Below are 25,063 nucleotides of genomic sequence, written 5' to 3'. Positions count from 1 at the left end.
GCTCAGAACGAGGCCAGGCGGCGGTGTTCTTCGGAGCAGTAATGCGCGCCGGAGGCATGCGTGACCGCTTCGGAAATGGGGAAATGGATGCCGCAGTGCGCGCACTGCACCATCGTTTCGGCGCTGCCGTCGGCGCTGCGGCGGAACTGCCGCGCCTTGGGACGCTCGGCATCGGACTCGCGCGCGGCCTCGCCGCCGGCCAGCATCGACTTCTTGGCGCGCTGGAACCACACCACCACGGCCAGCAAGACCACCAGCCAGATCAGATATTTCATGTCAGTACCCGATGCAGCACGACTTCGAGCACGAATCGGCTGCCTACATAAGCCAATAAAAGGATGGCGAAACCGGCCAGCGTAAAGGACAGCGCGGTGCGCCCGCGCCAGCCCTGCCAGCGGCGGCCGGCCAGCAGCAGGCCGAACAGCAGCCACGACAGCATGGTGAAGACCGTCTTGTGGTCCCAGCGGAACGGTTCCCCGAACAACTGCTCGGAAAACACCACGCCCGACAGCACGGTCAGCGTCAGCAGCACAAAACCGAAACCGATCAGGCGAAACAGCAGTTTTTCCATCGTCAGCAGCGCCGGCAAGCGGTCCAGCGCCATCGCGAACCAGCCGTTCTTGACGGCCGGGCCGGGCCGCGTGTGCAGGCGCGACTCCTGCAGCACCATCAGCACCGCATGGAAGGCGGCGATGGTCAGCGTGCTGTAGGCCAGGATGGAAACGGCGATATGCGCCAGGAACCAGTCCGACTTGCCGGCCAGCAGGATCATGTTGCCCGGGAAAATGCTCGGCAACACCACCGACACTGCCGCCACCGGCAGCACCAGCACGCGCATGCTGTCGAGCGAGAAGTTGCGGTTTTCCAGCCAGTAGGCGGCCACCGAAATCCACATCGTGGCCGACAGCATGACGGCAAATCCGACCCGCATCGCCTCGGCGGCGAACATGTCCGACAGCAAGGCGCCGCCATGCAGGACCCAGCCGAGCACGATCCCCAGCGAAATCGGCAGGCGCCGCTCCGACGGAAGGATGGCGCATGCCAGGTAAAGCAGTGCGGCCAGGATGAAAAAGTATGTTTGCATCGGCTAAGTTTACACCATGTCAGGCCGCGCCCTTGTGCCGCGGCCGGGCGCGAAAAGCATCCCCTCTATATATAGAGGCGAATGCCCGGAACCCCAGATCCGCCCCTGATGGCGGGCGGGGCGCGCATTTTACACGCCCAAACGAAACACGGCAGGAAAACCTGCCGTGTCCGGATGCCGCTGCCAACGGATCAGTCGACCGCCGCCGCCTTCATCTCCGCATTGTGGTGGCGCTGCTGCTCTTCCATCACCAACTGGCCGAGTTCGCGCTTCAGGGCGTTGAACTCGGGATCGGCCGGGTCGCGCAGGCGCGGCAGCGTGACCAGCATGTCGCGCTTGATGGTGCCGGGACGGTAGGTCATCACCACGATGCGGTCGGCCAGGTAGATCGCCTCCTCGATGCTGTGGGTGACGAAGACGATGGTCTTCCTGAATTCATCCCAGATGCGCAGCAGCTCGTCCTGCAGGTTGCGGCGGGTCAGGGCATCGAGCGCGCCGAAAGGCTCGTCCATCAGCATGATGGGCGAGTCCAGCGCCAGCACGCGGGCGATCGCCACCCGCTGGCGCATGCCGCCGGACAGGTCCTTGGGGAAGCGGCTGCGGAAGTCGATCAGGCCCAGCTTGTCCAGCAGCTGGGTCACGCGCGCGGCGATCTCGGCCTTGGGCGTGCCCTTGATCTCCAGGCCGAAGGCGACGTTCTGCTCCACCGTCATCCACGGGAACAACGCGTATTCCTGGAACACCATGCCGCGGTCCGGGCCAGGCTCCTCCACCAGCTTGCCGCCGGTGGTGATGCTGCCCGAAGACGGCAGCGCGAAGCCGGCGATGGCGTTCAACAGCGTCGACTTGCCGCAGCCCGAAGGCCCCAGCAGGCAGACGAACTGGCCGTCGGGGATGTCGAGGTTGATGTCCTTCAGGGCCACGACCTCGCGGTCGTCGGTCTTGAAGACCTTGTTGACGCCCAAGATATGGATCTGGGGCGAAGAAGTATTCGTGCTCATCTCAGTTCTCCAGCCCGCGGTGCCAGCGCAGCATATAGTTGTTCAGGCGGCTCATGCCGAGGTCGATCGCCAGGCCCAACAGGCCGATGGTGATCATGCCGGCGATGATCTTGTCCGACCAGAAATACTCGCGCGCCTCCATGATGCGGAAACCCAGGCCGTTGCTGACCGCAATCATCTCGGCCACGATCACCACGATGAAGGCGGTGCCGATGCCGATGCGCACGCCCGACAGGATGTAAGGCACCGCCGCCGGCAGCATCACCCGCAGGAACAGGGTGGTCTGGCTGGCGCCGAGGTTGCGCGCCGCGCGCAGGTAGATGCTGTCAACCTGGCGCACGCCGGCGATGGTATTCATCAGCACCGGGAAGAACGCCCCCAGCGAGATCAGGAACAGCGCCGGCGGGTTGCCCAGCCCGAACCACAGGATCGCCAACGGGATGTAGGCGATCGGCGGGATCGGGCGGACCACCTGCACGGTCAGGTTCATCAGGCCGTAGACGCGCTGGCTGGAACCCATCAGGAGGCCCAGCGGCAGCGCCAGGCCGGCGCCGATCAGGAAACCGGCCACCACACGGTACAGGCTGCCGATGGCATCCATCACCAGTTCGCCGGAAAAGGCCCAGGCCAGCCAGCTGCCGTCGGCAGAGTCGTACGCCTTGGCCGGCGTCGCATATTCGTACCACTTGTGCAGCACCGCCCAGGGCGACGGCAGGATCTGCGGATTGATCCAGCCCGCGCGGGACGCGCCCTCCCAGAACGCCACCACCAGCAGCGGCACCAGCAGCCCTTGCAGGACGCTCCCGTTCTTCTGTTTTGCCATCGGACTTCCTTGCCTGGTTACTTGAGGTTCATGCTCTTCTTGGCCTGCTCCAGCAGGTCGGTCTTCACCCAATCCTTGGCCAGCGGCGGCTTGGCCATCTTGCCGGTGCCGTACTTGGCCATGGTGTCGGTGGTGACCTGGATATGCTCGGCCGTGATGTCGTAGGCGTAGGGCGAGTTGCCGATGGCGTCGTAGAAGTCTTCCTTGGTGATCTGGTTCTTGAAGATCACTTCACGCACATACTTCTCGGCCACTTCCGGCTTGTCGATGAAGGTCTTGGTGGCTTCCAGGAAGCAGCGCATGAACTTCTCGGCCAGCGGGCGCTTCTCCTTGTAGAACTTCTCGGTCATCACCATGGTGCGGTACGGTTCGCCGATCGGGGTGTCGTAGGGCTTCATCACTTCCACGCCGAAGCCCTTGTTGATCGCCTGCGAGGACTGCGGTTCGCTCTGCATCATGGCGTCGATGTTCTTGCCCAGCAGCGCCTGGTTGAGGTCGGCAAAGGCCAGGTAGACGATGGTCACGTCCTTGGCGGTCAGGCCGTTCTGGCCCAGTTCGGCGTCCAGCAGCACTTCATGGATACCGCCGCGGGTCACGCCGACCTTCTTGCCCTTCAGGTCCTTGACCGACTTGATGCCGGAATCCTTGCCCGCCACCAGGCGCGCGCCGCCCTTGGCGAAACCGGCCACCACATAGATCGGGGCGCCGTTGGCGCGGCCCGAGATGGCGGCTTCGGACGCGGTGGTGCCCACATCCAGTTCGCCCGCCAGGATGCCCTGCATCACGTCGGGGCCCTTGGGAAAGACTTTTTCATCGACCTTGATGCCGCACTTGGGGGCGATTTCCTTGATATAGGACACCGCGCCATAGTGGGCGAACTTCAGGTTGCCCAGGCGGATCACATCGTCGGCCGCCTGGCTGGAAGCCGCAAAACCGGCGCTCGCCAGCAGGGCCATTGCAATCAGTTTCCTTTGCATTTCCACTCTCCTCGTTATGTGTGTTTATTGTTCCGTCGGCCGGCGCGCTCAGGCGGTTTCGATGGGTTGCCGCTGCTACTCCTCGGCTTTTGTTTTCTTTGTTTTTATTGCGCCCGGAAATTCAGGCCAAATGTATACACAAAGTCCGCCTGCAGGACAAGCTGTGAATTTCCCTTACAACCACGATGTGGACAATACCTGCGGCGCAGGTGCGGGGCGGCCGATCGGTTAAAATGCAGGATTGCCCGCTGCCATGCCGCCCGCATCCCGTTTGCGGCGGCGACAGCCCACTCATTTGCAGATATCACCATGCTAGACAACCTGACCCAACGCCTCGCCAAAGTCGTCAAAACCATGCGCGGCGAGGCGCGCCTGACCGAATCGAACACCGCCGAGATGCTGCGCGAAGTGCGCCTGGCCCTGCTGGAGGCCGACGTCGCCCTGCCCGCCGTGCGCGAATTCATCGCCAAGGTGAAGGAAAAGGCGCTGGGCGAGGAAGTGATCGGCTCGCTCACCCCCGGCCAGGCCCTGGTCGGCGTGGTGCAGCGCGAACTGGCCAGCCTGATGGGCGCCGACCTCGGGCCGGAAGCCTCGCAGCTCAGCTTCGCCACCCAGCCGCCGGCGATCATCCTGATGGCCGGCCTGCAGGGCGCCGGTAAAACCACCACCGTCGGCAAGCTGGCCAAGTACCTGCGCGAGACCAAGAAGAAAAAGGTCCTGACCGTCTCCGCCGACGTCTACCGCCCGGCCGCGATCGGCCAGCTGGAAACCGTGACCGGCCAGGCCGGCGCCGACTTCTTCCCGACCCAGACCAGCGACAAGCCGGTCGACATCGCCCTGTCCGCGCTGGACTACGCCAAGAAGCACCACCATGAAGTGCTGATCATCGACACCGCCGGCCGCCTGGGCATCGACCAGGTCATGATGGATGAGATCCGCGCCGTGCATGCCGCCGTCAAGCCGATCGAAACCCTGTTCGTGGTCGACGCCATGCTGGGCCAGGACGCCATCAACACCGCCAAGGCCTTCAGCGACGCGCTGCCGCTGACCGGCATCGTGCTGACCAAGCTGGACGGCGATTCGCGCGGCGGCGCCGCGCTGTCGGTGCGCCACATCACCGGCAAGCCGATCAAGTTCGCCGGCGTGGCCGAGAAGCTGGACGGCCTGGAAGCCTTCGATCCCGCGCGCATGGCCAACCGCATCCTCGGCATGGGCGACATCCTGGCGCTGGTCGAGGAAGCGCGCAAGGGCGTGGACATGGCGGCCGCGGAAGGCCTGGCCAACAAGATCAAGGGCGGCGGCAAGTTCGACCTGAACGACTTCAAGGCGCAACTCTCGCAGATGAAGAAGATGGGCGGCCTGTCCGGCCTGCTCGACAAGCTGCCGGCCCAGATGCAACAGGCCGCCGGCAACGCCAACATGGACCAGGCGGAAAAGAACGTGCGCCGCATGGAAGGCATCATCAACTCGATGACGCCGGCCGAGCGCGCCAAGCCGGAACTGATCAAGGCCGCGCGCAAGCGCCGCATCGCCGCCGGCGCCGGCGTCCAGGTGCAGGAAGTTAACCGCATGCTGTCGCAGTTCGAGCAGATGCAATCGATGATGAAGAAGCTCAAGGGCGGCGGCATGATGAAGATGATGCGCAACATGAAGGGCATGCTGCCCGGCATGCGCTGATTCCATCGCTTCCGTTTCTCCCGTTTCTCCCGTTTCTCCCGTTTCTCCCGTTTCTCCCGTTTCTCCCGTTTCGCCCATTTCTCCCGGCGGCTTTCAGCGCCGCCGGGGCGCTTCCCTCTCCTTTTTCCCTCACTCCTTCTTGCCGCTCCGGCCTCCAACAGTCGGGAAACACCTTTGCGCCATCGGAAAACGGCAAAGAAACCGGCCGTTTTACCTCACTTCATGATGCTTGCTCATCGCGCAAAGAAACGCCTTTCGCGGTGCCCGGCGATCCGCCGCGATCCCTTTACCGGCGCGGCTTGACGGCCAACCCCACAGGCCCGTTGTTTCCTCGCCGTTTTACGGGGAAAACCCGTAAAAAATACTTGCGTGGCCGTGCAAACCGCACCACTATTAGCGATGCGTGATTGACGCATCCAACTCATTCCTTGTCGAGGAGTCTTTCAGATGGCCACAGCAAAAAAACCAGCAGCCGCAGCAAAGAAGCCAGCAGCAAAACCCGCAGCCAAACCAGCCGCCAAGAAGCCTGCAGCCAAGGCCGCAGCGCCCAAGGCAGCCGCCAAGCCGGCGGCAAAGAAGCCCGCAGCAAAGGCAGCTCCGAAAGCAGCACCCAAGAAGGCAGCAGCAAAACCGGCCACCAAGCCGACGGCAAAGAAACCCGCGGCAAAGCGCACTCCCAACGCCGCTTTCATGAAGCCCCTGACACCCTCGGCAGCACTGGGCGAAGTGGTCGGCTCAAAGCCGCTGCCGCGCACCGAAGTCACCAAGAAGGTGTGGGAATACATCAAGAAGCACAAGCTGCAGAACGCCGAGAACAAGCGCAACATCGATGCCGATGACAAGCTCAAGGCCATCTTCGGCGGCAAGAAGCAGGTCACCATGTTCGAGATGACCAAGCTGATTTCGGCGCACCTGAGCTGATTCCCGGCCCGGCCGCACTGTTTGCAAGGCACTTGCAAACAAAAACGCCCGCTTCCACGCGGGCGTTTTTGTTTGCGTCGCCAAAGCGTTCCGCGACAATATGACCGGCCCGCGCGTAGGAAATGGCCGTCGGACAATTCCCCGTCCGCGCTGAACTTTGCCAGCGGCGCCTCTGTCTAGAAAATATCACTCACTACTTCAAGGGGCGATAACATGACATTCACACAATCCGTTTCAAGCGTACGCAACCTCGCCTGCATCGGCTTCGCGGCCTGCGGCCTCTTGCTGGCCGGCGGCAGCCTGGCCGCCAACAAAGGCCGCGCGCAAGCAGATACGCAGTACCAGGCCGAAAAGACGGCTTGCAGCAACGGCACATCCACCGAGGACAAGGCAACCTGCCTGCGCGAAGCCGGCGCCGCCAAAGCGGCCGCCGCGCGTGGCGAGCTGTCCGCCCCCAGCGCGGCGCAACTGAAAGAGAACGCCATGAAGCGCTGCGAAGGCTTGCCCCAGATCAACCGCGTCGATTGTGAAAAGCGCATGAACGGCGGCGGCATCGCCGATGGCAGTGTGCGCGAGGGCGGCATCTACCGCGAGACCGTCACCATCATCCCGGGCAAGCCGGACGCCAACCAATGAGCTGCGCATAAGCAGCGCGCAAGCGGCTAACGCTAACGGCGTACGGCAGGCGAAAAAGAAAGGCGGATGCCGATGGCATCCGCCTTTCCTCATTGGTGCATCCGTATGGATCAGGCCGCCAGCTTGCCCTTGATGAAGGCCAGCGCATCGGCCAGCGGCACCTGGGTCGCTTCGGTATCGCGGCGGCCCTGGTATTCGACGTTGCCGTCCTTCAGGCCGCGGTCGCCCACCACGATGCGGTGCGGCACGCCGATCAGTTCCCAGTCCGCAAACATCGCGCCCGGGCGCTCGCCGCGGTCGTCCAGCACCACGTCCACGCCGGCGGCGGTAAGTTGCTCGTACAGCTTGTCGATCTCGGTCTTGACCGCTTCGCTGCGGTCGTAGCCCATCGGGCACAGCACCACCTGGAACGGCGCGATGGAAGCCGGCCAGATGATGCCGCGCTCGTCGAAGTTCTGCTCGATGGCCGCGCCCAGGATGCGGGTCACGCCGATGCCGTAGCAGCCCATCACCAGCGGCTGCGGCTTGCCGGCTTCGTCCAGGTAGGTCGCCTTCATCGATTCCGAATAGGTGGTGCCGAGCTGGAACACGTGGCCCACTTCGATGCCGCGCTGGATCGCCAGCACGCCACAGCCATCCGGCGAGGCGTCGCCTTCGACCACGTTGCGGATATCGGCCACCTGCGGCTCGGGCAGGTCGCGGCCCCAGTTGGCGCCGGTGTAGTGGAAATCGGCGTCGTTGGCGCCGCAGACGAAATCGGCCATGTTGGCCACGGTGCGGTCGGCCACCACCTTGACCGGCTTCTTGGTGCCGATCGGGCCCAGGTAGCCCGGCGTGGTGCCGAACCATTCGACGATCTCGCCTTCGTTGGCGAAGCGGTAAGTGCCCAGACCGGGGATCTTGCTGGCCTTGACCTCGTTCAATTCATGGTCGCCGCGCAGCAGCAGCAGCCAGATTTCCTTCTTGGCCGGGTCTTCGTGATCCACCGCCAGCACAATGGACTTAACGGTGCGCGCCAGCGGCAGGCCCAGCAGCTCGGCCACGGCTTCGCACTTGGACTTGCCCGGGGTCGGGGTCTTCTTCAGTTCTTCCTTGGCGGCCGGACGCGCGCTGTCGATGGCCAATGCCTCGGCCGCTTCCATGTTGGCGGCGTAGTCGGAAGTCGGGCAGTACACCAGCGCATCTTCGCCGGTGGCGGCGATGACGTGGAACTCATGCGAGCCGGAGCCGCCGATGGCGCCGTTGTCGGCCGCCACCGCGCGGAACTCCAGGCCGAAGCGGGTGAAGATGCGCACGTAGGCGTCGTACATGGCCTGGTAGGACTTCTTCAGGCCGTCCACGTCGCGGTCGAAGGAGTAGGCGTCCTTCATCGTGAATTCGCGGCCGCGCATCAGGCCGAAGCGCGGGCGGCGCTCGTCGCGGAACTTGGTCTGGATATGGTAGAAGTTGACCGGCAGCTGCTTGTAGCTGCGCAGCTCGGTGCGGGCGACGTCGGTCACCACTTCTTCCGAGGTCGGCTGGATGGCGAAGTCGCGGCCGTGGCGGTCCTTCACGCGCATCAGCTCGGCGCCCATCTTGTTCCAGCGCCCGGTTTCCTGCCACAGCTCGGCCGGCTGCACCACCGGCATCAGCAGTTCGATGGCGCCGGCGCGGTTCATTTCCTCGCGCACGATGGCCTCGACCTTGCGGATCACGCGCAGCCCCATCGGCATGTAAGTGTAGATGCCGGCGCCGAGGCGTTTGATCATCCCGGCCCGCATCATCAGCTTGTGGCTGACGATTTCAGCGTCGGAAGGAGCTTCTTTCAGGGTGGAAATAAAAAAACGTGAGGCGCGCATGACGGTCGGTTCTTTTTAAAAAGAGGAGGGTTATAATCGATGTAATTTTAAAGGATTAGCTGGCTGATGCACCCACTCTTTGCAGAATTGGTCCTTGTTACGATGACATCCGCACGCCGGGGAAATTGCTCCTGATGCGCTTGCCGCGTCGGCATTCACGGCCGCGTGCCCCGTCGCACGAGTCCGCCTGAGAGGGTCGTCCAGCCGCAGAAAGTTTTGAGGTACACCATGCTGGATCGAGAAGGCTTCCGCCCGAACGTCGGCATCATCCTGCTCAACGCCCAGAACGAGGTGTGGTGGGGCAAGCGGGTGCGCGAGCATTCATGGCAATTTCCGCAAGGCGGCATCAAGCACGGCGAGACGCCCGAGCAAGCCATGTTCCGCGAGCTGGAAGAGGAAATCGGCCTGCGCGCGGAGCACGTCAAAATCATCGGCCGCACCCGCGACTGGCTGCGCTACGAAGTCCCCGACCATTTCATCAAGCGCGAAGTGCGCGGCCATTACCGCGGCCAGAAGCAGATCTGGTTCCTGCTGCGCATGGTCGGCCGCGACTGCGACGTCAACCTGCGCGGCACGTCGCATCCCGAATTCGACGCCTGGCGCTGGCACGACTACTGGGTCCCGCTGGACGTGGTGATCGAGTTCAAGCGCGAGGTTTACCAGCAGGCGCTGCAAGAGCTGTCGCGCTTCCTGGCGCGACCTTCGCATGGCCAGCGCCGCGGCGAACAGGGCGGCAACCGCGCCTCCAATCCGCAAAAGAAACCGTCCCAGCAGGCATTGCCGCAGGACGCCGCGCCCGCTCCCAATACCAAATGACTTCTATGCAACCCAAGCACATCGTATCGCTCTCCTCCCTGCGCCACCTGCGTCGTGTCGTCCTGGCCTGCTCCCTGCTGGCGGCCTGCGCCGGCGCCCTGGCGCAAGGTTTCGACGAGGAATTCGACGACGAGGAAAAGCCCTGGCAGGAAATCGCCGTGCAGCTCCCGCCCACGCCGCAAGAGCAGAACCTGGCCGAGTTCTACCTCAGCCCGAACGCCACCATGAAGGCCTATATCGACCTCAATTCGGTCTCCGTGGGTACCGACAAGGTGGTGCGCTACACCGTGGTCACCCGCACCGAAGGCGGCGCGGTCAACGTCATGTATGAAGGCATGCGCTGCGAAACCTGGGAAAAGAAGACCTACGCCTTCGGCCATCCCGACGGCAAATGGTCGCGTTCGCGCCGCGACAAGTGGCAGCCGATCCGCGATATCGGCGTCAACCGCATCGACGGCGCCTTGTTCCGCGACTACTTCTGCGAAGGCAAGATGATCGCCGACAACGAGAACGCCAAGCGCATCGTGGCCCGCCTGAAGTCGCAAACGCGCCTCGATCCGGTGCGCCGCTGAGGCAGCGTCCTCCCGCTGCGGCGGCCAACAAAAAAGCGCGGCATGCCGCGCTTTTTTATCGTTTATACCATTCCAGGCGGCACTTTCAGAGCAGCACCATGTTATCCCGGTGCACCAGTTCCGGCTCTTCGACGAAGCCCAGGATGCCGTGGATCTCGGACGACGCGTGCCGGATGATGCGGCGCGCGTCCGAGCTGGCGTAATTACTCATGCCGCGCGCAATGGCCCGGCCGTTCTGGTCGACGCAGGTGATGACGTCGCCGCGGCCGAACTCCCCCGACACTTCCACCACGCCGATCGGCAGCAGCGACTTGCCTTCCGAAGTCAGCTTCTGCACTGCGCCGGCGTCCAGCACCACGCGCCCGGCGGTTTGCAAGTGGTCGGCCATCCATTGCTTGCGCGCAGTGAGCTGGGCGGTCTCGGCATTGAGCTGGGTGCCGATGGCTTCGCCGGCGGCCAGGCGCGTGAGCACCTTGTCCTCACGCCCCCAGGCGATCACGGTATGCGCACCCGAGGTTGCGGCGCGCTTGGCCGCCAGGATCTTGGTCAGCATGCCGCCGCGGCCGATGCCGGTGCCGGTGCCGCCGGCGATCAGTTCCAGCGACGGGTCGCCGGCGCGCGCTTCGGCAATCAGGGTGGCGGCGGGGTCCTTGCGCGGGTCGGCGGTGAACAGGCCCGGCTGGTCGGTCAAGATGATCAGCGCATCGGCTTCGATCAGGTTGGCCACCAGGGCGCCCAGGGTGTCGTTGTCGCCGAACTTGATTTCATCGGTGACCACCGTGTCGTTCTCGTTGATGACCGGCACCACGCCCAGCTGCAGCAGGGCGAACAAGGTGGAGCGGGCGTTCAGGTAGCGTTCGCGGTCGGCCAGGTCGGCGTGGGTCAGCAGCACCTGGGCGGTGTGCAGGTCGTGCTTGCGGAAACTGGTTTCGTAGATCTGCGCCAGGCCCATCTGGCCGACGGCGGCGCAGGCCTGCAGGTGATGGATGCCGGTCGGACGCTTGTCGAAACCCAGGCGCTGCATGCCCTCGGCCACCGCCCCCGAGCTGACCAGCACCACTTCCTTGCCGAGCCCGCGCAATTGCGCGATCTGCTCGGCCCAGCGGGCGATGGCGTTGGCGTCCAGCCCCTTGCCGTCGTTGGTGACCAGCGAGGAGCCGACCTTGATGATCAGGCGCTTGGCGTTCTGAATGACCGATTGCATATTCTTCTGAGACACGAAATCCGAAAGCCAAGATGATAGCCGGAACGGGGACGCAGCGGCTTAGTGCGTATTAGTCCTCAGTCGAGAACCTTGAAACGCGGATCGTCCGGATCGATGCTGGAGATGCCGCGCGCTTCCTCGGTCATCTGCGTCTCTTCGGCGCGATGCTCCTCGGCGCGCTTGACTTCCAGGTAGCCGTAGATCTCGTTGATCAGGTCTTCGCAGCCTTCGCGGGTCAAGGCCGAAATCTCGAATACCGGGCCCTTCCAGCCGAAGCGCTTGACGAAATCCTTGACGCGCTTGGCGCGCTCGGCCTCGGGCACCACGTCCAGCTTATTGAGCACCAGCCAGCGCGGCTTGTCGAACAGCGACTGGTCGTATTTCTTGAGTTCCTTGACGATGGCCTTGGCTTCCTTGACCGGGTCCACCTCGTCGTTGAACGGCGCCAGGTCGACGATGTGCAGCAGCAAACCGGTGCGCTGCAGGTGGCGCAGGAACTGCACGCCCAGGCCGGCGCCGTCGGCGGCGCCTTCGATCAGGCCGGGGATGTCGGCGATCACGAAGCTCTTTTCATGGCTCACGCGCACCACGCCCAGGTTGGGATGCAGGGTGGTGAACGGATAGTCGGCGATCTTGGGGCGGGCGTTGGAAACCGCGGTGATGAAGGTCGACTTGCCGGCATTGGGCATGCCCAGCAGGCCGACGTCGGCCAGCACCTTCAGCTCCAGGCGCAGTTCGCGGCGCTCGCCTTCCTTGCCCTCGGTCTTCTGGCGCGGCGCGCGGTTGGTCGAGGTCTTGAAGTGGATGTTGCCCCAGCCGCCGTCGCCGCCCTTGGCCAGCAGCACGGTCTGGTCGTGGTGGGTCAGGTCGGCGATATGCTCGCCGGTATTGCTGTCCACGATCAGCGTGCCCACCGGCATGCGCAGGAATACGTCGTCGGCGCCCTTGCCGTAGCAGTCCGAACCGCGGCCGTTCTCGCCGCGGCCGGCGCGGTGCAGCTTGGCGTAGCGGTAGTCGATCAGCGTGTTGACGTTGCGGTCGGCCACGGCCCAGATGCTGCCGCCCTTGCCGCCGTCGCCGCCGTCGGGTCCGCCGAACGGGCGGAATTTCTCGCGGCAGAAGCTGGCGACACCGTTGCCGCCGTCGCCGGCCACGACTTCAATGCGTGCTTCGTCGATGAATTTCATGGTTCTACAACCCCTATGGAGCCGTAAACAAAACGTCGATGCCCGTCTTCGCGTACGGCTCGGCGCTTTGTTGACGGCTCAGAAAACCTGTTCATACCCTCGCTTGAGAGTATAAACAGGCTCAAAAACCAAAAAGGCTCCACCAGCGGCAGAGCCTTTTTTATGCCTGATTCCGGCAAGCCGGATGGCTGATACGCTTAGGCCGTAACGACGACCGCGTATTGGCGCTGTTGCAGGCCCTTGATTTCGAACTTGACCTTGCCGTCCTTCAGGGCGAACAGGGTGTGGTCCTTGCCGACGCCGACGTTTTCGCCAGCGTGGATGCGGGTGCCGCGTTGACGGACGATGATGCCGCCAGCGTTGATCACTTGGCCGCCGTAAACCTTGACGCCGAGGCGTTTCGATTCTGAATCACGGCCGTTGCGCGTAGTGCCGCCGCCTTTTTTGTGTGCCATTTAAGACTCCTTGATAACTTTGAATTGAACTGGTGGGCTCAGGCTCAGACGCGATCAGGCGTTGATCGAGACGATTTGCAGTTCGGTGTAGTTCTGACGGTGGCCTTGGCGCTTTTGATAGTGCTTACGGCGACGCATCTTGAAGATACGGACCTTGTCATGGCGACCTTGCGCTACCACAGTAGCCAGCACCGTTGCACCTGCGACCAGCGGCGCACCGAATTTCACGGTTTCGCCGGCGCCCACTGCGAGCACCTGATCCAAAGTGATTTCGGAGCCAATGTCAGCCGGTATCTGTTCTACTTTGAGTTTTTCGCCAGCAGCAACTTTGTATTGTTTGCCGCCGGTTTTTATGACCGCGTACATGTGAAACCTCATCGAATGATTAATGAACGATTTTCCCCTGCGCGAAACCTCCGCATAAAAGCCGGACGAACAGGAAAACCCCAAATTATACATGGACTTAGCTGCTCGGTCAAAAGGCTTGGCACTTTGCGCGACCGCTACGCAACACAGTTTCCGGCAGGACAACTTGCATTCCAGCAAGACCCCGCCGTGCAGGCGCGCACCGGGCGATGCTTGCCGGCTTTGGCGTCGGGGGCCGTTGTCATCGTATAATCTCGCGAATAACCATTTTCCACAGGTTTCCCCTTGTCCGCCGCCGTACACACCGCCTCGCAACAAACCATCCTGCAACCGATCGTCGCCGACATGGGCGCGGTCAATGCCGTGATCCGCCGGCAACTGTATTCCGAGGTGCCTCTGGTCAACCAGGTCGCCGAATACATCATCAGCGCCGGCGGCAAGCGCCTGCGCCCGGTGCTGGTATTGCTGGTGGCCAACGCCTTCGGCTACAAGGGCGAACACCACCATTCGCTGGCGGCGGTCATCGAATTCATCCACACCGCCACGCTGCTGCACGACGACGTGGTCGACGAATCCTCCCTGCGCCGCGGCAAGCAGACCGCCAACGCCCTGTTCGGCAACGCCGCCTCGGTGCTGGTGGGCGACTTCCTGTACTCGCGCGCCTTCCAGATGATGGTCGCCGTCGGCAACCCGCGCGTGATGGAAATCGTGGCCGACGCCACCAACGTTATCGCCGAAGGCGAAGTGCTGCAATTGCTCAACATGCACAACCCGGACGTGGACGAAACCGGCTACCTGCAGGTGATCCGCTCCAAGACCGCCAAGCTGTTCGAGGCCGCCAGCCAGATCGGCGCCCTGATCGCCGGCGCCGACGAAGCCGGCATCGAAGCCGCCGGCGAATACGGCCGCTCCATCGGCACCGCGTTCCAGCTGATCGACGACGTGCTGGACTATTCCGGCAACAGCGCCGAAATCGGCAAGAACGTCGGCGACGACCTGCGCGAAGGCAAGCCCACGCTGCCGCTGATCTGGCTGATGCAGCACGGCACCCCGCAGCAGCGCGAACTGGTGCGCACCTGTATCGAGAACGGCGACGAACAGCATTTCGACGAAGTGCTGGCCGCCATCACCCATTCCGGCGCGCTGGCCTACACCCGCGAGCAGGCTGAAATCGCCGCGCGACGCGCAGCCGACGCAATAGTTTCACTTCCGGATAGCCAATTCAAAAAATCCCTGTTAGAATTGTCGGCTTTCGCAGTAGACCGGAATCATTGATTCAGTTCTCACTCGACGGGGTGTAGCTTAGCCTGGTAGAGCGCTACGTTCGGGACGTAGAGGCCGGAGGTTCGAATCCTCTCACCCCGACCAGAATACGAAGCCGGATCATTCTCTTGAATGATCCGGCTTTTTCGTTTTTGCTTCCCCCGTCCCTCCCCCCCCCCCTCTATATCGGCGCGACTGCGCTATGATGGTCCGCGCGCCGACCGGCATGCCCGATAGAACCAATAACAAGCCGCAGCCACCACACACCGGCATTCTTCGAATAGCGAAAACAGGAGACAAGCAATGCCTGACCAGCATTCACATCGACAACTCCCCCGTCCTGGACGACTCGCCGCCATCGCCCTGGGCCTGAGCTTTTTAAGCGCGCTCGCCGGCTGCACCACCACCGCCGCGCCCGGCCAGCCCTATGCCGGAACCAATCAAAAGACCTGCGCCGATCTCAATGCCATGTCGATTCCGGCCACCGCCATCGGCTTACCCACCGGCGGCGCCCGCGTCACCCGCGCCGAGACGGTCGCGGCGGCGGGTGACGGCGCCAAGGCCATCGGCGCCTATTGCAAGGTGCTGGGCGAAATTGCGCCGGTGGATCCCGCCGCGCCCGCTATCCGCTTCCAGCTCGACCTGCCCGCGCAATGGAATGGCCGCGCCCTGATGCTGGGCGGCGGCGGTTACAACGGCACCATTCCCGACCCCGCCGCCAATGTCCCGGCCGGCCCGGCCGACCGGCCCACGCCGCTGGGCCGCGGCTACGCCACCTTCAGCAGCGACAGCGGGCACCAGGCCAATGCCACGACCTCGCGCGACGGCTCGTTCGGACTCAACGACGAGGCGTTGCGCAATTTCTCCGGCGACGCCATCAAGAAGACCCACGACGCCGCGCTCCACCTGATCGCCGCCCGCTATGGCGCAAAACCGGGCAAGACCTATTTCGCCGGCGGCTCCACCGGCGGGCGCGAGGCCTTGCTGGCGGCGGGCAACTGGCCCGGCGACTTCGATGGCGCGATCGCCCTGTATCCGGCCTGGAACGCGGTGGCGCTGAACCTGCAGTTCGGCCGCATCACCCAGGCGCTGGCGCGCCCCGGCGCCTACCCGTCCCCGGCGCAGCGCAAGCTGCTGTATGACGCCGCCATGGCCGCCTGCGACGGACTGGATGGCGCGGCCGACGGCGTGATCAGCAACATCGACGCCTGCAATGCGACCTTCGATCCCGCCACGGCCAAGCTCAATGGCGTTCCCCTGCGCTGCCCGGACGGCGGCAGCGGCGGCAACTGCCTGTCCGACGCCCAGATCGCCGCCTTCAAGGTGATCAGCACCCCGCTGCAACTGGACTACACGCTGGCCAGCGGCGAGACCACCTATCCCGGCTTCAATACCTGGGGCACCAACTGGGGCACCGGCGGCGCCGGCATGCAGGCCACCATCCTGACGCTGGGCCTGGGCACCCTGCAGCCGGCCAGTCCGATGCCGGCGGTCAATGCCAATGGCAGCCCGCCCTACCACAGCACCTTCTGGGACCAATGGGTGCGCTATTTCGTCACGCGCGACGCCGGCTACGACTGGGCCAAGCTGGATGGCCAGCATCCCGGCCCCTGGCAAAACCGCATCGTGCAGCTCAATGGCCTGCAGGACGCCAACCGCACCGACCTGTCCGCGTTCCAGGCCAGGGGCGGCAAGATTCTCATCGCCCACGGCACCGCGGATGCGCTGGTCAGCACCCAGGCCACGCGGCAATACATCGAACGGCTGCGCGCGGCCATGGGGCGGGAGCGGCTCGACGGCTTCGTCCGCTACTATGAGATTCCCGGCTACGGCCATGTCTTCGGCACCGCCTTCAATGCCGCCTGGGATTCGCTGACCTTGCTGGAGAACTGGGTGGAGCGAGGCATCGCGCCCGCGCATCCCGTCGTCACCGACACCGCCGGCGTGCCCGGCCGGACCCGGCCGCTGTGCGCCTATCCGGGCTGGCCGCAATACCAGGGCAGCGGCAGCCTCGACGAGGCGTCCAGTTTCCGTTGCGTGTTACAGTGAAATACGCAATGAAATGCGGCAATGACACACCGGCAAACGGCCGTCTTGCGGTAATACAGGCCATCGTCTAGACTTTGCCGCTCGCTGGCCGCCCTGCCGGTGTTGCTTCCGATGCAACACCACAGGCCCGCCGACTCCCTTTATATAAGGGCAACCAACCTCACGGTGCTGTTTGGAATCCGTACCCATATGGGTGCAACTGCTTGCACTCTTCATCCTGATCCTGCTTTCGGCCTTCTTTTCCATGACCGAAACGGCGCTGATGGCCGCCAACCGCCATCGGCTGCGGCACCTCGCCAAACAGGGCAACCGCCGCGCCATCACCATCCTGTGGCTGCTCGACCGCACTGAACGCCTGCTCTCGCTGGTGCTGATCGCCAATACCGGCATCAACGCGCTGGCCACCGCGCTGGTCACCGCCATCGCCATTTCCGCCTTCGGCAACCACCAGCGCGTCATCACCGTCGCCACCGCCTGCGTGGCAGGCCTGCTGATCATCTTCGCCGAGATCGTGCCCAAGGTGATCGGCGCCACTTATCCGGAACGCATTTCGCTGTTCACCGGCTTCTTCCTCAAGCCCCTGATGCGCGTGGCCAAGCCGCTGATCTGGTTCGTCAACATCTTCGTCTCGGCCGTGCTGAAGCTGCTGCGCATCAAGGCCGGCGCGCGCGCCAAGGAGCAGCGCATCTCGCCCGAGGAATTGCGCTCCATCGTGCTGGAGGGCGGCAGCTTCATCCCGCAAAAGCACAAGAGCATCCTGCTGAACCTGTTCGACCTCGAAAAGATCTCGGTGGAAGACGTGATGACGCCGCGCGCCCAGGTCGAGGCGCTCAATCTGGCCGCGCCCATCGAAGACATCCTGAGCCAACTGGCCACCTGCTACCACAACAAACTGCCGGTGTTCGAGGGCGAAATCAACCACATCGCCGGCATCCTGCACGTGCGCAAGGCGGTGGCGCTGTTCAAGCGCGAAGAAGAGATCACCCACGAGGCGATCCGCGAACTGCTGTCAGCCCCCTATTACGTGCCGGTGGAAACCGACGTCTTCACCCAGTTGCAGTACTTCCAGGAAAACCACGAACGCCTGGGCATCGTGGTCGACGAATACGGCGAGGTGCAGGGCCTGGTCACGCTGGAAGACATCATCGAAGAGATGATCGGCGAATTCACCACCTCCGCCCCCGGCTCCTCGGCCGAGGGCTTCGGCTGGGACAAGGATGGCGCCTGCCTGCTCGAAGGCAGCACCACGCTGCGCGACATCAACAAGCGCCTGGGCCTGCAGCTGCCGCTGGACGGCCCCAAGACCATCAACGGCCTGCTGCTGGAATACCTGCAGGACATCCCCGAAGCGCAGGTGTCGCTGAAGATCGCCGGCTGCGTGATCGAGATCGTGCAGGTGCAGAACCAGGCGATCCGCATGGTCAAGCTGATCGCGCCGGCCCAGCCCGGCCGGAGCAACGCGACGGACGCCACCGCCCCCCACTGACCCCGCTTGCCCGCGCCGCCGCCGGATCGTTCGAACTCGCTCGAAAATGCCCGGCAAAGCGCAGGCGCCACCCCGCTCCATCGCGCGAATGTGTGAGACTTTTTCGTTCACGCATCGGCCGCCTTTCCTTGGGCGGTCCCTCACCGAGAGGCGATCACAATGGACAAACATCCGGACAGACATCAGTTTCCCGGCACCGCCCATCCCGACGATGCCCCGGTAGTGCGCCTGCTGCACAAGCTGCTGGCCGACGCCGCCGGCATGGGCGCCTCCGACGTACATGTCGAACCCTTCGAGCATTTCTTTCGGGTGCGCTTTCGCATCGACGGCGTGCTGCACGAGATGGCGCAGCCGCCGCTGTCGCTCAAGGACAAGCTGGCGGCCCGCATCAAGATCCTGTCGCGCCTGGACATCGCCGAGAAACGCCTGCCGCAGGACGGCAAGATGCGTCTGGCGCTGGAGGACGGGCGCGAGGTGGATTTGCGCGTCTCGACGCTGCCCACCCAGTTCGGCGAAAAGATCGTGCTGCGCCTCCTGCACGGCGGGCAAGCCGGCCTCGGCATCGACCAGTTGGGCTACGAACCGCAACAGCGGCAGGCGCTGCTGCGCGCCATCGGCAAGCCGCACGGCATGGTGCTGATGACCGGGCCGACCGGCTCGGGCAAGACCGTGTCGCTGTACGCCTGCCTGCAACTGCTCAACCGTCCCGGCGTGAACATCGCCACCGCCGAAGACCCGGTCGAGATCAACCTGCCCGGCGTCAACCAGGTCGGCATCAACGAGCGCGCCGGGCTGAGTTTCGCCGTCGCCCTGCGCGCCTTCCTGCGCCAGGATCCCGACGTGCTGATGGTGGGCGAGATCCGCGACCTGGAAACCGCCGACATCGCCGTCAAGGCTTCGCAAACCGGCCACCTGGTCTTTTCCACGCTGCATACCAACGATGCCCCGGCCACGCTGGTGCGGCTGCTCAACATGGGCGTGCCGGCCTTCAACGTGGCCTCCTCGGTCAGCCTGATCGTGGCGCAACGCCTGGTGCGGCGGCTGTGCGTTTGCCGCGAGGAAGTGCGCGCCTCGCCCGACAGCCTGCAGCGGGCCGGTTTCAGCGAAGCCGATATCGCCAGCTCGGCCAGCCTGTTCCAGGCGCGCGGCTGCGACCAGTGCAACCGGAGCGGTTATCGCGGCCGCACCGGGATCTATCAAGTCATGCCGATCAGCGCGGCCATGGAAAGCCTGATCCTGGCGCACGGCAGCACCCAGGACATCGCCCGCCAGGCGCGCAGCGAAGGCATTGCCGACCTGCGCCGCGCCGGCCTGGCGAAAGCGCTGCGCGGCGAGACCAGCCTGAGGGAAGTCCTTGCCAACACCTGACGCCGCCCCGCGCACCACCTTCCATTGGCAGGGCCTGGATCGCCAGGGCCGCCCGCAAAGCGGCGTGCTGGTCGCCGGTGATGCCGCGCTGGCGCGCGCCCTGTTGCGCCGCCAGGGCATCCGCGTGGCGCGCCTGCGCGCCGCCGACGGTTCCGCCGAACCCCAAGCCAAACCCGGACAACGCGCCGGCGCCGGCCTGGCGCGCGGCCGCATCCCCGAGAAGCAAATCGTGCTGTTCACCCGGCAACTGGCGACCATGCTGCAAGCCGGCCTGCCGCTGCTGCAGGCGCTGGACATCGCCATCCGCGGCGCCGGCGCCGCTCCCATGGCATCGCTGCTGCGCGCCATCCGCAACGACGTGGCGCAAGGCGAAAGCCTGCATGCCGCCCTGGGCCGTCATCCGCGCCATTTCGACACGCTGTTCTGCAACCTGGTGCGCGCCGCCGAAGCGGCCGGCATGCTCGACACCATGCTGGAACGCATCGCCGGCTACCGCGAAAAGTCGCTGGCCCTGAAGGGCAAGGTGCGCTCGGCGCTGGCCTATCCCTGCGCGGTGGTGCTGGTGGCGGCGGTGGTGACGCTGGTGATCATGCTGTGGGTGGTGCCGGCCTTCGAACAGATGTTCCACAACTTCGGCGCCGAACTGCCGCTGCCGACGCTGGTCGTGATGAAGATCTCGCGCCTGCTGGCGCACTGGTGGCCCTGGCTCCTGGCCGCCCTGGCCCTGCTGGGCGTGGCCGGCCGCCAGGCCTGGCGCCGCTCGCCGGGCATCCGCTCGACGGCCCAGCGCGCCAGCCTGCGCCTGCCGCTGTTCGGCCCGCTGCTGCGCCAGGCCGCCATCGCGCGCTGGAGCCGCACCTTCGGCACCCTGTTCGGCGCCGGCATCGCCCTGGTCGAGGCGCTGGAAACGGTGGCCGGCGCGGCCGGCAACATCGTCTACGCCGACGCCAGCCTGGCCATCCGCGACGCCGTGCGCAACGGCGCCGCGCTGCATGCGGCGATGGAGCAGACCGGCGCCTTTCCCGACCTGGCGGTGCAAATGGCCGCCGTCGGCGAGGAAGCCGGCGCGCTCGACGCCATGCTCGGCAAGATCGCCGACCTCAACGAACGCGAAGTCGACGACGCCGTCGCCGCGCTCACCAGCCTGATGGAACCGATTATCATGGCGGTACTGGGCATCCTGATCGGCGGCCTGGTGATTGCGATGTACTTGCCTGTTTTCCGCATGGGCTCCGTCGTATAGTCCTGCACATTCCTAAAAGAACGTTCCGATGCCCTTCCCCGACGCCTACGGCATACCGCACAACGCCGCCATCGCCCTGATGGCCGGGCTGCTGGGCCTGCTCGTGGGCAGCTTCCTCAACGTGGTGATCCACCGCTTGCCGAAGATGATGATGCGCGAGACGGCCAACTTCGTCGCCCATGAGCGCGGCGAGGCACAGCCCCATACCGGGCGCTACGACCTGCTGCTGCCGCGCTCATCCTGCCCGCACTGCCATGCGGCGCTGCCGGCGCGCCACAATATCCCGGTGCTGAGCTGGCTGCTGCTGCGCGGCCGTTGCGGCCAGTGCAAGGCCCCCATCAGCGTACGCTATCCGGCGGTCGAACTGCTGACGGCGGCCGTGTTCGCGCTGGCCGCCTGGAAGTTCGGCGCCGGACTGACCGGGCTGGCGGTGATGGCCTGCGGCGCCTTCCTGATCGCACTCGGCTGCATCGATGCCGACACCATGCTGCTGCCCGACGACCTGACCTTGCCGCTGCTATGGCTGGGCCTCCTGGTCAACCTGAACCACCGCATCGCGCCGCTGCAGGACGCGGTGCTGGGCGCGGCGGCTGGCTATGCCGCCCTGTGGCTGATCTTCTGGGTCTTCAAGCTGGCCACCGGCAAGGAAGGCCTGGGCTATGGCGATTTCAAGCTGATGGCCGCGCTCGGCGCCTGGCTGGGCTGGCAGGCGCTGCCTTTCGTGCTGCTCTCGGCGTCGGCGCTGGGCGCCATCGTCGGCATCGCGCTGGTGGCCGCCAAGCGCCATGAGCGCGGCCAGGCGATCCCGTTCGGCCCCTACCTGGCGATTGCGGGTATGCTGGCGCTGCTCTACGGCGGCAACTGGCTGTCCTTCGGCATCTACGATTACTAGAACTCACTCCATGACATCCATAGCGCAACGCTTTTCCGTCGGCCTCACCGGCGGCATCGGCAGCGGCAAGAGCACCGTGGCCGACCTGTTCGGCGAACTGGGCGCCTCGCTGGTCGACACCGACGCCATCGCCCACCAGTTGACCGCCCCCGGCGGCCTGGCCATCGACAGCATCCGTAGCCACTTCGGCGCCGATTTCATCGATGCGCGCGGCGCCATGGACCGCGCGCGCATGCGCAGCCACGTGTTCGGCAACCCGGCCGCCCGCCAGGCGCTGGAAGCCATCCTGCATCCGCTGATCCGCAGCGAGACCATCCGCGCGGCCGAGGCGGCGACCGGCGACTATGTGATCTTCGTCGTCCCGCTGCTGGTGGAGTCCGGCAACTGGGTCGGCCGCACCTCGCGCATCCTGGTGGTCGACTGCGAGGAAGAGGTGCAGATCGCCCGCGTCATGCAGCGCAACGGCCTGCAACGCGGCGAGGTGGAGGCCATCATGGCCGCGCAGGCCAGCCGCCCGGCCCGCCTGGCGGTGGCCGACGACGTCATCGAGAACAATGGCACGGCCGCCGACCTGCTGCCGCGGGTGCGCGAACTGCACGCCGTTTACCTGGAACTGGCGCGCGCCGCCTGACGCCGGCGACAGCCGAAACCCTGCCCATCAGGCGGCCGTTCCGGCCCGGTTTCCGCCGTCCGCCACCACGCCCATGCGCGGGCGGCGTGCCCGGCGCTTTCCCAGTGCGCCATTCATTTGTAATTTTCTTCCGCATGGGTCAGAATCACACACAACGCGGCCAACAGCAGTTTTCCTGCGGCCCACCATCGTGTCCGGTTCAACCAATAAAAGGGATCATGCTTTGATCGTCTACGAATACCCTTTCAATGAGCGTATTCGCACGCTGTTGCGACTGGAAGACCTGTACGAGAAGTTCGTCTTCTTCCTGCACCAGGAAAGCCCGCAGCAGCATCACATCGCCCTTGCCACCATTTTCGAAATGCTGGAGGTAGCCGGACGCGCCGACCTCAAGTCCGACCTGCTGCAGGAACTCGAGCGCCAGAAGCAGATGCTGCTGGCCTACCAGTCCAATCCCAATGTCGAGCCGGAGATGCTCAACGCCATCCTGAGCGAGGTCGACAAGGCCAGCAGCGCGCTGGCCGCGGCCCAGGGCAAGACCGGGCAGAACATCCGCGACAACGAATGGCTGATGAGCATCCGCGGCCGCACCATCATCCCCGGCGGCGCCTGCGAGTTCGACCTGCCGGCCTATTACGCCTGGCAGCAGCACAGCTTCGAGCGCCGCTTCAACGACATCTCCAACTGGTTCGCCCCGCTGATCCCGCTGTTCGACGCCATCTCCATCGTGCTGCGCCTGCTGCGCGAATCGGGCCATGCGGTGAAGATCAACGCCGAAGGCGGCAGCTACCAGCAGATGCTGCAGGGCAAGGTCTACCAGATGCTGCGCCTGTCGCTGGACATCGAACTGGGCGCCATCCCCGAGATTTCGGCCAACAAGTACATGCTGTGGGTGCGCTTCACCCAGCAGGACGGCGACGAGAAGCCGCGCTCGTTCGAAGGCGAAGTGCCGTTCGAACTGGCGCTGTGCGGATTCTGAGGAGGCAACGATGGTCACGATAGTCGATTGCCCGACCTGCGGCGCCAAGGTGGAATGGGCCGAAAAGAACAAATACCGCCCGTTCTGCTCCGAGCGCTGCAAACAGATCGACCTGGGCGCCTGGGCCGAGGAAAAGTATGCGATCCCGGCGGTCAACCTGCCGCAGGAAGGCGAGGACGACAAGCCGCTGCAGTAATAAGCAGGCCCAGCTCCGCTGCCGCTAGTTCCGGATAAACAAAAACGCCGCTTGAAGCGGCGTTTTTATCGTCCCGGCCAAGCAGGCTACTCGCGGTTGCCGTAACGCAGCTGGTCCAGCCACTCGATCAGGGGGATGGTGGCCGGCAACAACGGCTCCACGCCCACGCTGCCCTGCCAGGCGAAGGCCTGGCCTTCCAGGCTCTGCGGTTCGCCGCGCCAGCGGCGGCTGATATAGAAATGCAATCGCACATGGGCATGCGGATAGACATGCTCGACGCCGCACCAGCCCTCGCCGTCCAGCACCTCGATCCCCAGCTCTTCCTTGAACTCGCGCTGCAGGGCGGCGAAGATGGTTTCGCCCGGCTCCACCTTGCCGCCGGGGAATTCCCAGTAGCCGGCGTAGGGCTTGCCCTCCGGGCGCTGGCCCAGCAGCACGTCGCCGTTGGGCTGCATCAGGATGCCGACGGCGACGTCGATGGGCTTGGCCGCGACCGTACCGCTCATCAGCCTTGCGCCTTTCCGGCGTAGTCGCGGGCGAACTGCCAGGCCACGCGGCCCGAGCGCGAGCTGCGCTGCAGCGCCCAACGCAGGGCGTCGCCGCGCGCCTCGGCGATCTGGGCGTCGTTGCAGCCGAAATGACGCAGCCAGTGGGCGACGATGTCGAGGAAATCGTCCTGCTTGAACGGATAGAAGGTCACCCACAGGCCGAAACGCTCGGACAGCGAGATCTTCTCTTCCACCGTCTCGCCGGGGTGCAGGTCGCCATCCTCGGTGTGGGTGTAGGTGCTGTTGTCGGACAGGCGTTCCGGCATCAGGTGGCGGCGGTTGGAGGTGGCGTAGATCAGCACGTTGTCCGACTGCGCGGCGATGCTGCCGTCCAGCGCCACTTTCAGCGCCTTGTAGCCGCCCTCGCCTTCCTCGAAGGACAGGTCGTCGCAAAACACGATGAAGCGCTCCGGACGCGCCGAGACCAGCTCGACAATGTCCTGCAGGTCGTGCAGGTCGTCCTTGTCGACCTCGATCAGACGCAGGCCGCGGTCGGCGTACTGGTTCAGGCAAGCCTTGATCAGCGAGGACTTGCCGGTGCCGCGCGCGCCGGTCAGCAGCACGTTGTTGGCCGGGCGGCCTTCGACGAACTGGCGGGTGTTCTGGTCGATCTGTTCTTTTTGCGGGCCGATGTTATGCAGGTCCGACAAGCCGATCTTGGAGATATGGCCGACCGGCTGCAGGTATCCCGGCCGCTGGCCGCTGGCGCCGCGCCAGCGGAAGGCGACGCCGGCGTTCCAGTCCGGCACTTTCGAGGCCGCGGGCAACAGCGATTCGACGCGCGCCAGCAAGGCTTCGGCACGCTGCAGGAATTGGTCTAACTGGGTCATGATGGATAAATGGAATGATGG

General features: G+C 64.7%; 26 protein-coding genes and 1 tRNA gene. 15 read left to right on the top strand and 12 right to left on the bottom strand.

The genetic code is table 11. From position 1 onward, the window contains the following. Positions 1-2: 2 nt before the first annotated feature. The 5 genes from J7548_RS09470 to J7548_RS09450 all read right to left on the bottom strand — a co-directional run bounded on the left by J7548_RS09470 (position 3) and on the right by J7548_RS09450 (position 3,885). Entirely contained in the window at positions 3-275 is a 273-nt protein-coding gene (locus J7548_RS09470) for a PP0621 family protein (RefSeq protein ID WP_290973714.1), read from the bottom strand. After that, positions 272-1,084: a cytochrome c biogenesis protein CcsA gene (gene ccsA / locus J7548_RS09465; RefSeq protein ID WP_290973711.1), complete on the bottom strand. Its 813-nt coding sequence runs from the start codon at positions 1,082-1,084 to the stop codon at positions 272-274. The genes J7548_RS09470 and ccsA overlap by 4 nt, the downstream gene beginning before the upstream one ends. Positions 1,085-1,275: 191 nt before the next feature. Next, positions 1,276-2,085: an ABC transporter ATP-binding protein gene (locus J7548_RS09460; protein ID WP_290973708.1), complete on the bottom strand. Its 810-nt coding sequence runs from the start codon at positions 2,083-2,085 to the stop codon at positions 1,276-1,278. 1 nt (position 2,086) lies between these two features. Continuing rightward, positions 2,087-2,908 carry an ABC transporter permease gene (locus tag J7548_RS09455; RefSeq protein ID WP_290973705.1) on the bottom strand — a complete coding sequence of 274 codons (822 nt, stop codon included), beginning with the start codon at positions 2,906-2,908 and terminating at the stop codon, positions 2,087-2,089. A 17-nt stretch (positions 2,909-2,925) separates the two neighbouring features. Beyond that, the gene (locus J7548_RS09450) at positions 2,926-3,885 is read right to left on the bottom strand and encodes an ABC transporter substrate-binding protein (RefSeq protein WP_290973703.1); all 960 of its coding nucleotides are present in this window, start codon (positions 3,883-3,885) and stop codon (positions 2,926-2,928) included. Positions 3,886-4,194: 309 nt separating this feature from the next. On the opposite strand from J7548_RS09450, the gene ffh reads away from it, so the two are divergent. From ffh to J7548_RS09435, 3 genes are all read left to right on the top strand, one after another. Next, positions 4,195-5,562, top strand: a complete 1,368-nt coding sequence (ffh, locus tag J7548_RS09445; RefSeq protein ID WP_290973699.1) for a signal recognition particle protein — start codon at positions 4,195-4,197, stop codon at positions 5,560-5,562. Between the two features lie 447 nt (positions 5,563-6,009). Further along, positions 6,010-6,483 (top strand): SWIB/MDM2 domain-containing protein, encoded by a 474-nt coding sequence (locus J7548_RS09440; protein WP_290973696.1) that lies wholly within the window; start codon positions 6,010-6,012, stop codon positions 6,481-6,483. Between the two features lie 213 nt (positions 6,484-6,696). Further along, positions 6,697-7,119, top strand: a complete 423-nt coding sequence (locus tag J7548_RS09435) for a hypothetical protein (protein WP_290973693.1) — start codon at positions 6,697-6,699, stop codon at positions 7,117-7,119. A 110-nt stretch (positions 7,120-7,229) separates the two neighbouring features. On the opposite strand, the gene J7548_RS09430 is transcribed toward J7548_RS09435, so the two are convergent. After that, positions 7,230-8,957: a proline--tRNA ligase gene (locus J7548_RS09430; RefSeq protein ID WP_290973692.1), complete on the bottom strand. Its 1,728-nt coding sequence runs from the start codon at positions 8,955-8,957 to the stop codon at positions 7,230-7,232. A gap of 228 nt (positions 8,958-9,185) precedes the next feature. Here J7548_RS09430 and J7548_RS09425 point away from each other — a divergent pair, with 228 nt between their 5' ends. Both J7548_RS09425 and J7548_RS09420 read left to right on the top strand, forming a co-directional pair. Then, complete coding sequence (locus J7548_RS09425) at positions 9,186-9,773, top strand: RNA pyrophosphohydrolase (protein WP_290973689.1); 588 nt, start codon at positions 9,186-9,188, stop codon at positions 9,771-9,773. Further along, positions 9,770-10,345 carry a CNP1-like family protein gene (locus J7548_RS09420; RefSeq protein WP_290973686.1) on the top strand — a complete coding sequence of 192 codons (576 nt, stop codon included), beginning with the start codon at positions 9,770-9,772 and terminating at the stop codon, positions 10,343-10,345. The genes J7548_RS09425 and J7548_RS09420 overlap by 4 nt, the downstream gene beginning before the upstream one ends. Before the next feature lie 85 nt (positions 10,346-10,430). Here the strand turns inward: J7548_RS09420 and proB are convergent, their stop codons facing one another. The 4 genes from proB to rplU form a co-directional block, all read right to left on the bottom strand. Further along, positions 10,431-11,549 carry a glutamate 5-kinase gene (gene proB / locus J7548_RS09415; protein ID WP_290973683.1) on the bottom strand — a complete coding sequence of 373 codons (1,119 nt, stop codon included), beginning with the start codon at positions 11,547-11,549 and terminating at the stop codon, positions 10,431-10,433. Between the two features lie 77 nt (positions 11,550-11,626). Then, entirely contained in the window at positions 11,627-12,736 is a 1,110-nt protein-coding gene (gene cgtA / locus J7548_RS09410) for an Obg family GTPase CgtA (RefSeq protein WP_290973680.1), read from the bottom strand. Positions 12,737-12,933: 197 nt separating this feature from the next. Continuing rightward, on the bottom strand, positions 12,934-13,191 hold the full coding sequence (gene rpmA, locus J7548_RS09405) for a 50S ribosomal protein L27 (protein ID WP_290973677.1): 258 nt from the start codon (positions 13,189-13,191) through the stop codon (positions 12,934-12,936). Between the two features lie 54 nt (positions 13,192-13,245). Next, positions 13,246-13,557: a 50S ribosomal protein L21 gene (gene rplU / locus J7548_RS09400; RefSeq protein WP_006713215.1), complete on the bottom strand. Its 312-nt coding sequence runs from the start codon at positions 13,555-13,557 to the stop codon at positions 13,246-13,248. 285 nt (positions 13,558-13,842) lie between these two features. Between rplU and ispB the strand changes: the two genes are divergently transcribed. From ispB to yacG, 10 genes are all read left to right on the top strand, one after another. Beyond that, on the top strand, positions 13,843-14,832 hold the full coding sequence (gene ispB / locus J7548_RS09395) for an octaprenyl diphosphate synthase (RefSeq protein WP_366005171.1): 990 nt from the start codon (positions 13,843-13,845) through the stop codon (positions 14,830-14,832). Between the two features lie 16 nt (positions 14,833-14,848). Further along, positions 14,849-14,925: transfer RNA gene (locus tag J7548_RS09390), tRNA-Pro, on the top strand. Between the two features lie 198 nt (positions 14,926-15,123). Further along, a complete protein-coding gene (locus J7548_RS09385) occupies positions 15,124-16,869 on the top strand; it encodes a tannase/feruloyl esterase family alpha/beta hydrolase (RefSeq protein WP_290973666.1) in 1,746 nt (581 codons plus the stop codon). Positions 16,870-17,041: 172 nt separating this feature from the next. Then, a complete protein-coding gene (locus tag J7548_RS09380) occupies positions 17,042-18,355 on the top strand; it encodes an HlyC/CorC family transporter (RefSeq protein WP_290973663.1) in 1,314 nt (437 codons plus the stop codon). A 159-nt stretch (positions 18,356-18,514) separates the two neighbouring features. After that, positions 18,515-19,723 carry an ATPase, T2SS/T4P/T4SS family gene (locus J7548_RS09375; RefSeq protein ID WP_290973660.1) on the top strand — a complete coding sequence of 403 codons (1,209 nt, stop codon included), beginning with the start codon at positions 18,515-18,517 and terminating at the stop codon, positions 19,721-19,723. After that, complete coding sequence (locus J7548_RS09370; protein WP_290973658.1) at positions 19,710-20,966, top strand: type II secretion system F family protein; 1,257 nt, start codon at positions 19,710-19,712, stop codon at positions 20,964-20,966. Before J7548_RS09375 ends, J7548_RS09370 begins: the two co-directional genes overlap by 14 nt. Positions 20,967-20,994: 28 nt before the next feature. Further along, positions 20,995-21,858: an A24 family peptidase gene (locus tag J7548_RS09365; protein WP_290973656.1), complete on the top strand. Its 864-nt coding sequence runs from the start codon at positions 20,995-20,997 to the stop codon at positions 21,856-21,858. A 10-nt stretch (positions 21,859-21,868) separates the two neighbouring features. Next, positions 21,869-22,489, top strand: coding sequence for a dephospho-CoA kinase (coaE, locus tag J7548_RS09360; protein ID WP_290973654.1), 621 nt, complete (start codon positions 21,869-21,871; stop codon positions 22,487-22,489). A gap of 223 nt (positions 22,490-22,712) precedes the next feature. Next, entirely contained in the window at positions 22,713-23,468 is a 756-nt protein-coding gene (gene zapD, locus J7548_RS09355; protein ID WP_290973652.1) for a cell division protein ZapD, read from the top strand. A 10-nt stretch (positions 23,469-23,478) separates the two neighbouring features. Further along, a complete protein-coding gene (yacG, locus tag J7548_RS09350; protein WP_290973650.1) occupies positions 23,479-23,664 on the top strand; it encodes a DNA gyrase inhibitor YacG in 186 nt (61 codons plus the stop codon). 86 nt (positions 23,665-23,750) lie between these two features. On the opposite strand, the gene mutT is transcribed toward yacG, so the two are convergent. Both mutT and J7548_RS09340 read right to left on the bottom strand, forming a co-directional pair. Then, positions 23,751-24,170, bottom strand: a complete 420-nt coding sequence (gene mutT / locus J7548_RS09345; RefSeq protein WP_290973649.1) for an 8-oxo-dGTP diphosphatase MutT — start codon at positions 24,168-24,170, stop codon at positions 23,751-23,753. Beyond that, positions 24,170-25,042: an ATP-binding protein gene (locus tag J7548_RS09340; protein WP_290973646.1), complete on the bottom strand. Its 873-nt coding sequence runs from the start codon at positions 25,040-25,042 to the stop codon at positions 24,170-24,172. The genes mutT and J7548_RS09340 overlap by 1 nt, the downstream gene beginning before the upstream one ends. Between the last annotated feature and the right edge of the window lie 21 nt (positions 25,043-25,063).

Source organism: Herbaspirillum sp. (assembly GCF_017744395.1).
Taxonomy (GTDB): domain Bacteria; phylum Pseudomonadota; class Gammaproteobacteria; order Burkholderiales; family Burkholderiaceae_D; genus Herbaspirillum.
The sequence above is the reverse complement of the archived record's forward strand: the minus strand, read 5'-3'. Positions and strand labels throughout refer to the sequence as shown.

Bases quoted from the DNA above. Each gene is read 5' to 3' on its own strand.
- J7548_RS09470 (WP_290973714.1), bottom strand. From the start codon at position 275: ATGAAATATCTGATCTGGCTGGTGGTCTTGCTGGCCGTGGTGGTGTGG.
- ccsA (WP_290973711.1), bottom strand. From the start codon at position 1,084: ATGCAAACATACTTTTTCATCCTGGCCGCACTGCTTTACCTGGCATGC.
- J7548_RS09460 (WP_290973708.1), bottom strand. From the start codon at position 2,085: ATGAGCACGAATACTTCTTCGCCCCAGATCCATATCTTGGGCGTCAAC.
- J7548_RS09455 (WP_290973705.1), bottom strand. From the start codon at position 2,908: ATGGCAAAACAGAAGAACGGGAGCGTCCTGCAAGGGCTGCTGGTGCCG.
- J7548_RS09450 (WP_290973703.1), bottom strand. From the start codon at position 3,885: ATGCAAAGGAAACTGATTGCAATGGCCCTGCTGGCGAGCGCCGGTTTT.
- ffh (WP_290973699.1), top strand. From the start codon at position 4,195: ATGCTAGACAACCTGACCCAACGCCTCGCCAAAGTCGTCAAAACCATG.
- J7548_RS09440 (WP_290973696.1), top strand. From the start codon at position 6,010: ATGGCCACAGCAAAAAAACCAGCAGCCGCAGCAAAGAAGCCAGCAGCA.
- J7548_RS09435 (WP_290973693.1), top strand. From the start codon at position 6,697: ATGACATTCACACAATCCGTTTCAAGCGTACGCAACCTCGCCTGCATC.
- J7548_RS09430 (WP_290973692.1), bottom strand. From the start codon at position 8,957: ATGCGCGCCTCACGTTTTTTTATTTCCACCCTGAAAGAAGCTCCTTCC.
- J7548_RS09425 (WP_290973689.1), top strand. From the start codon at position 9,186: ATGCTGGATCGAGAAGGCTTCCGCCCGAACGTCGGCATCATCCTGCTC.
- J7548_RS09420 (WP_290973686.1), top strand. From the start codon at position 9,770: ATGACTTCTATGCAACCCAAGCACATCGTATCGCTCTCCTCCCTGCGC.
- proB (WP_290973683.1), bottom strand. From the start codon at position 11,549: ATGCAATCGGTCATTCAGAACGCCAAGCGCCTGATCATCAAGGTCGGC.
- cgtA (WP_290973680.1), bottom strand. From the start codon at position 12,736: ATGAAATTCATCGACGAAGCACGCATTGAAGTCGTGGCCGGCGACGGC.
- rpmA (WP_290973677.1), bottom strand. From the start codon at position 13,191: ATGGCACACAAAAAAGGCGGCGGCACTACGCGCAACGGCCGTGATTCA.
- rplU (WP_006713215.1), bottom strand. From the start codon at position 13,557: ATGTACGCGGTCATAAAAACCGGCGGCAAACAATACAAAGTTGCTGCT.
- J7548_RS09385 (WP_290973666.1), top strand. From the start codon at position 15,124: ATGCCTGACCAGCATTCACATCGACAACTCCCCCGTCCTGGACGACTC.
- J7548_RS09375 (WP_290973660.1), top strand. From the start codon at position 18,515: ATGGACAAACATCCGGACAGACATCAGTTTCCCGGCACCGCCCATCCC.
- J7548_RS09365 (WP_290973656.1), top strand. From the start codon at position 20,995: ATGCCCTTCCCCGACGCCTACGGCATACCGCACAACGCCGCCATCGCC.
- coaE (WP_290973654.1), top strand. From the start codon at position 21,869: ATGACATCCATAGCGCAACGCTTTTCCGTCGGCCTCACCGGCGGCATC.
- yacG (WP_290973650.1), top strand. From the start codon at position 23,479: ATGGTCACGATAGTCGATTGCCCGACCTGCGGCGCCAAGGTGGAATGG.
- mutT (WP_290973649.1), bottom strand. From the start codon at position 24,170: ATGAGCGGTACGGTCGCGGCCAAGCCCATCGACGTCGCCGTCGGCATC.
- J7548_RS09340 (WP_290973646.1), bottom strand. From the start codon at position 25,042: ATGACCCAGTTAGACCAATTCCTGCAGCGTGCCGAAGCCTTGCTGGCG.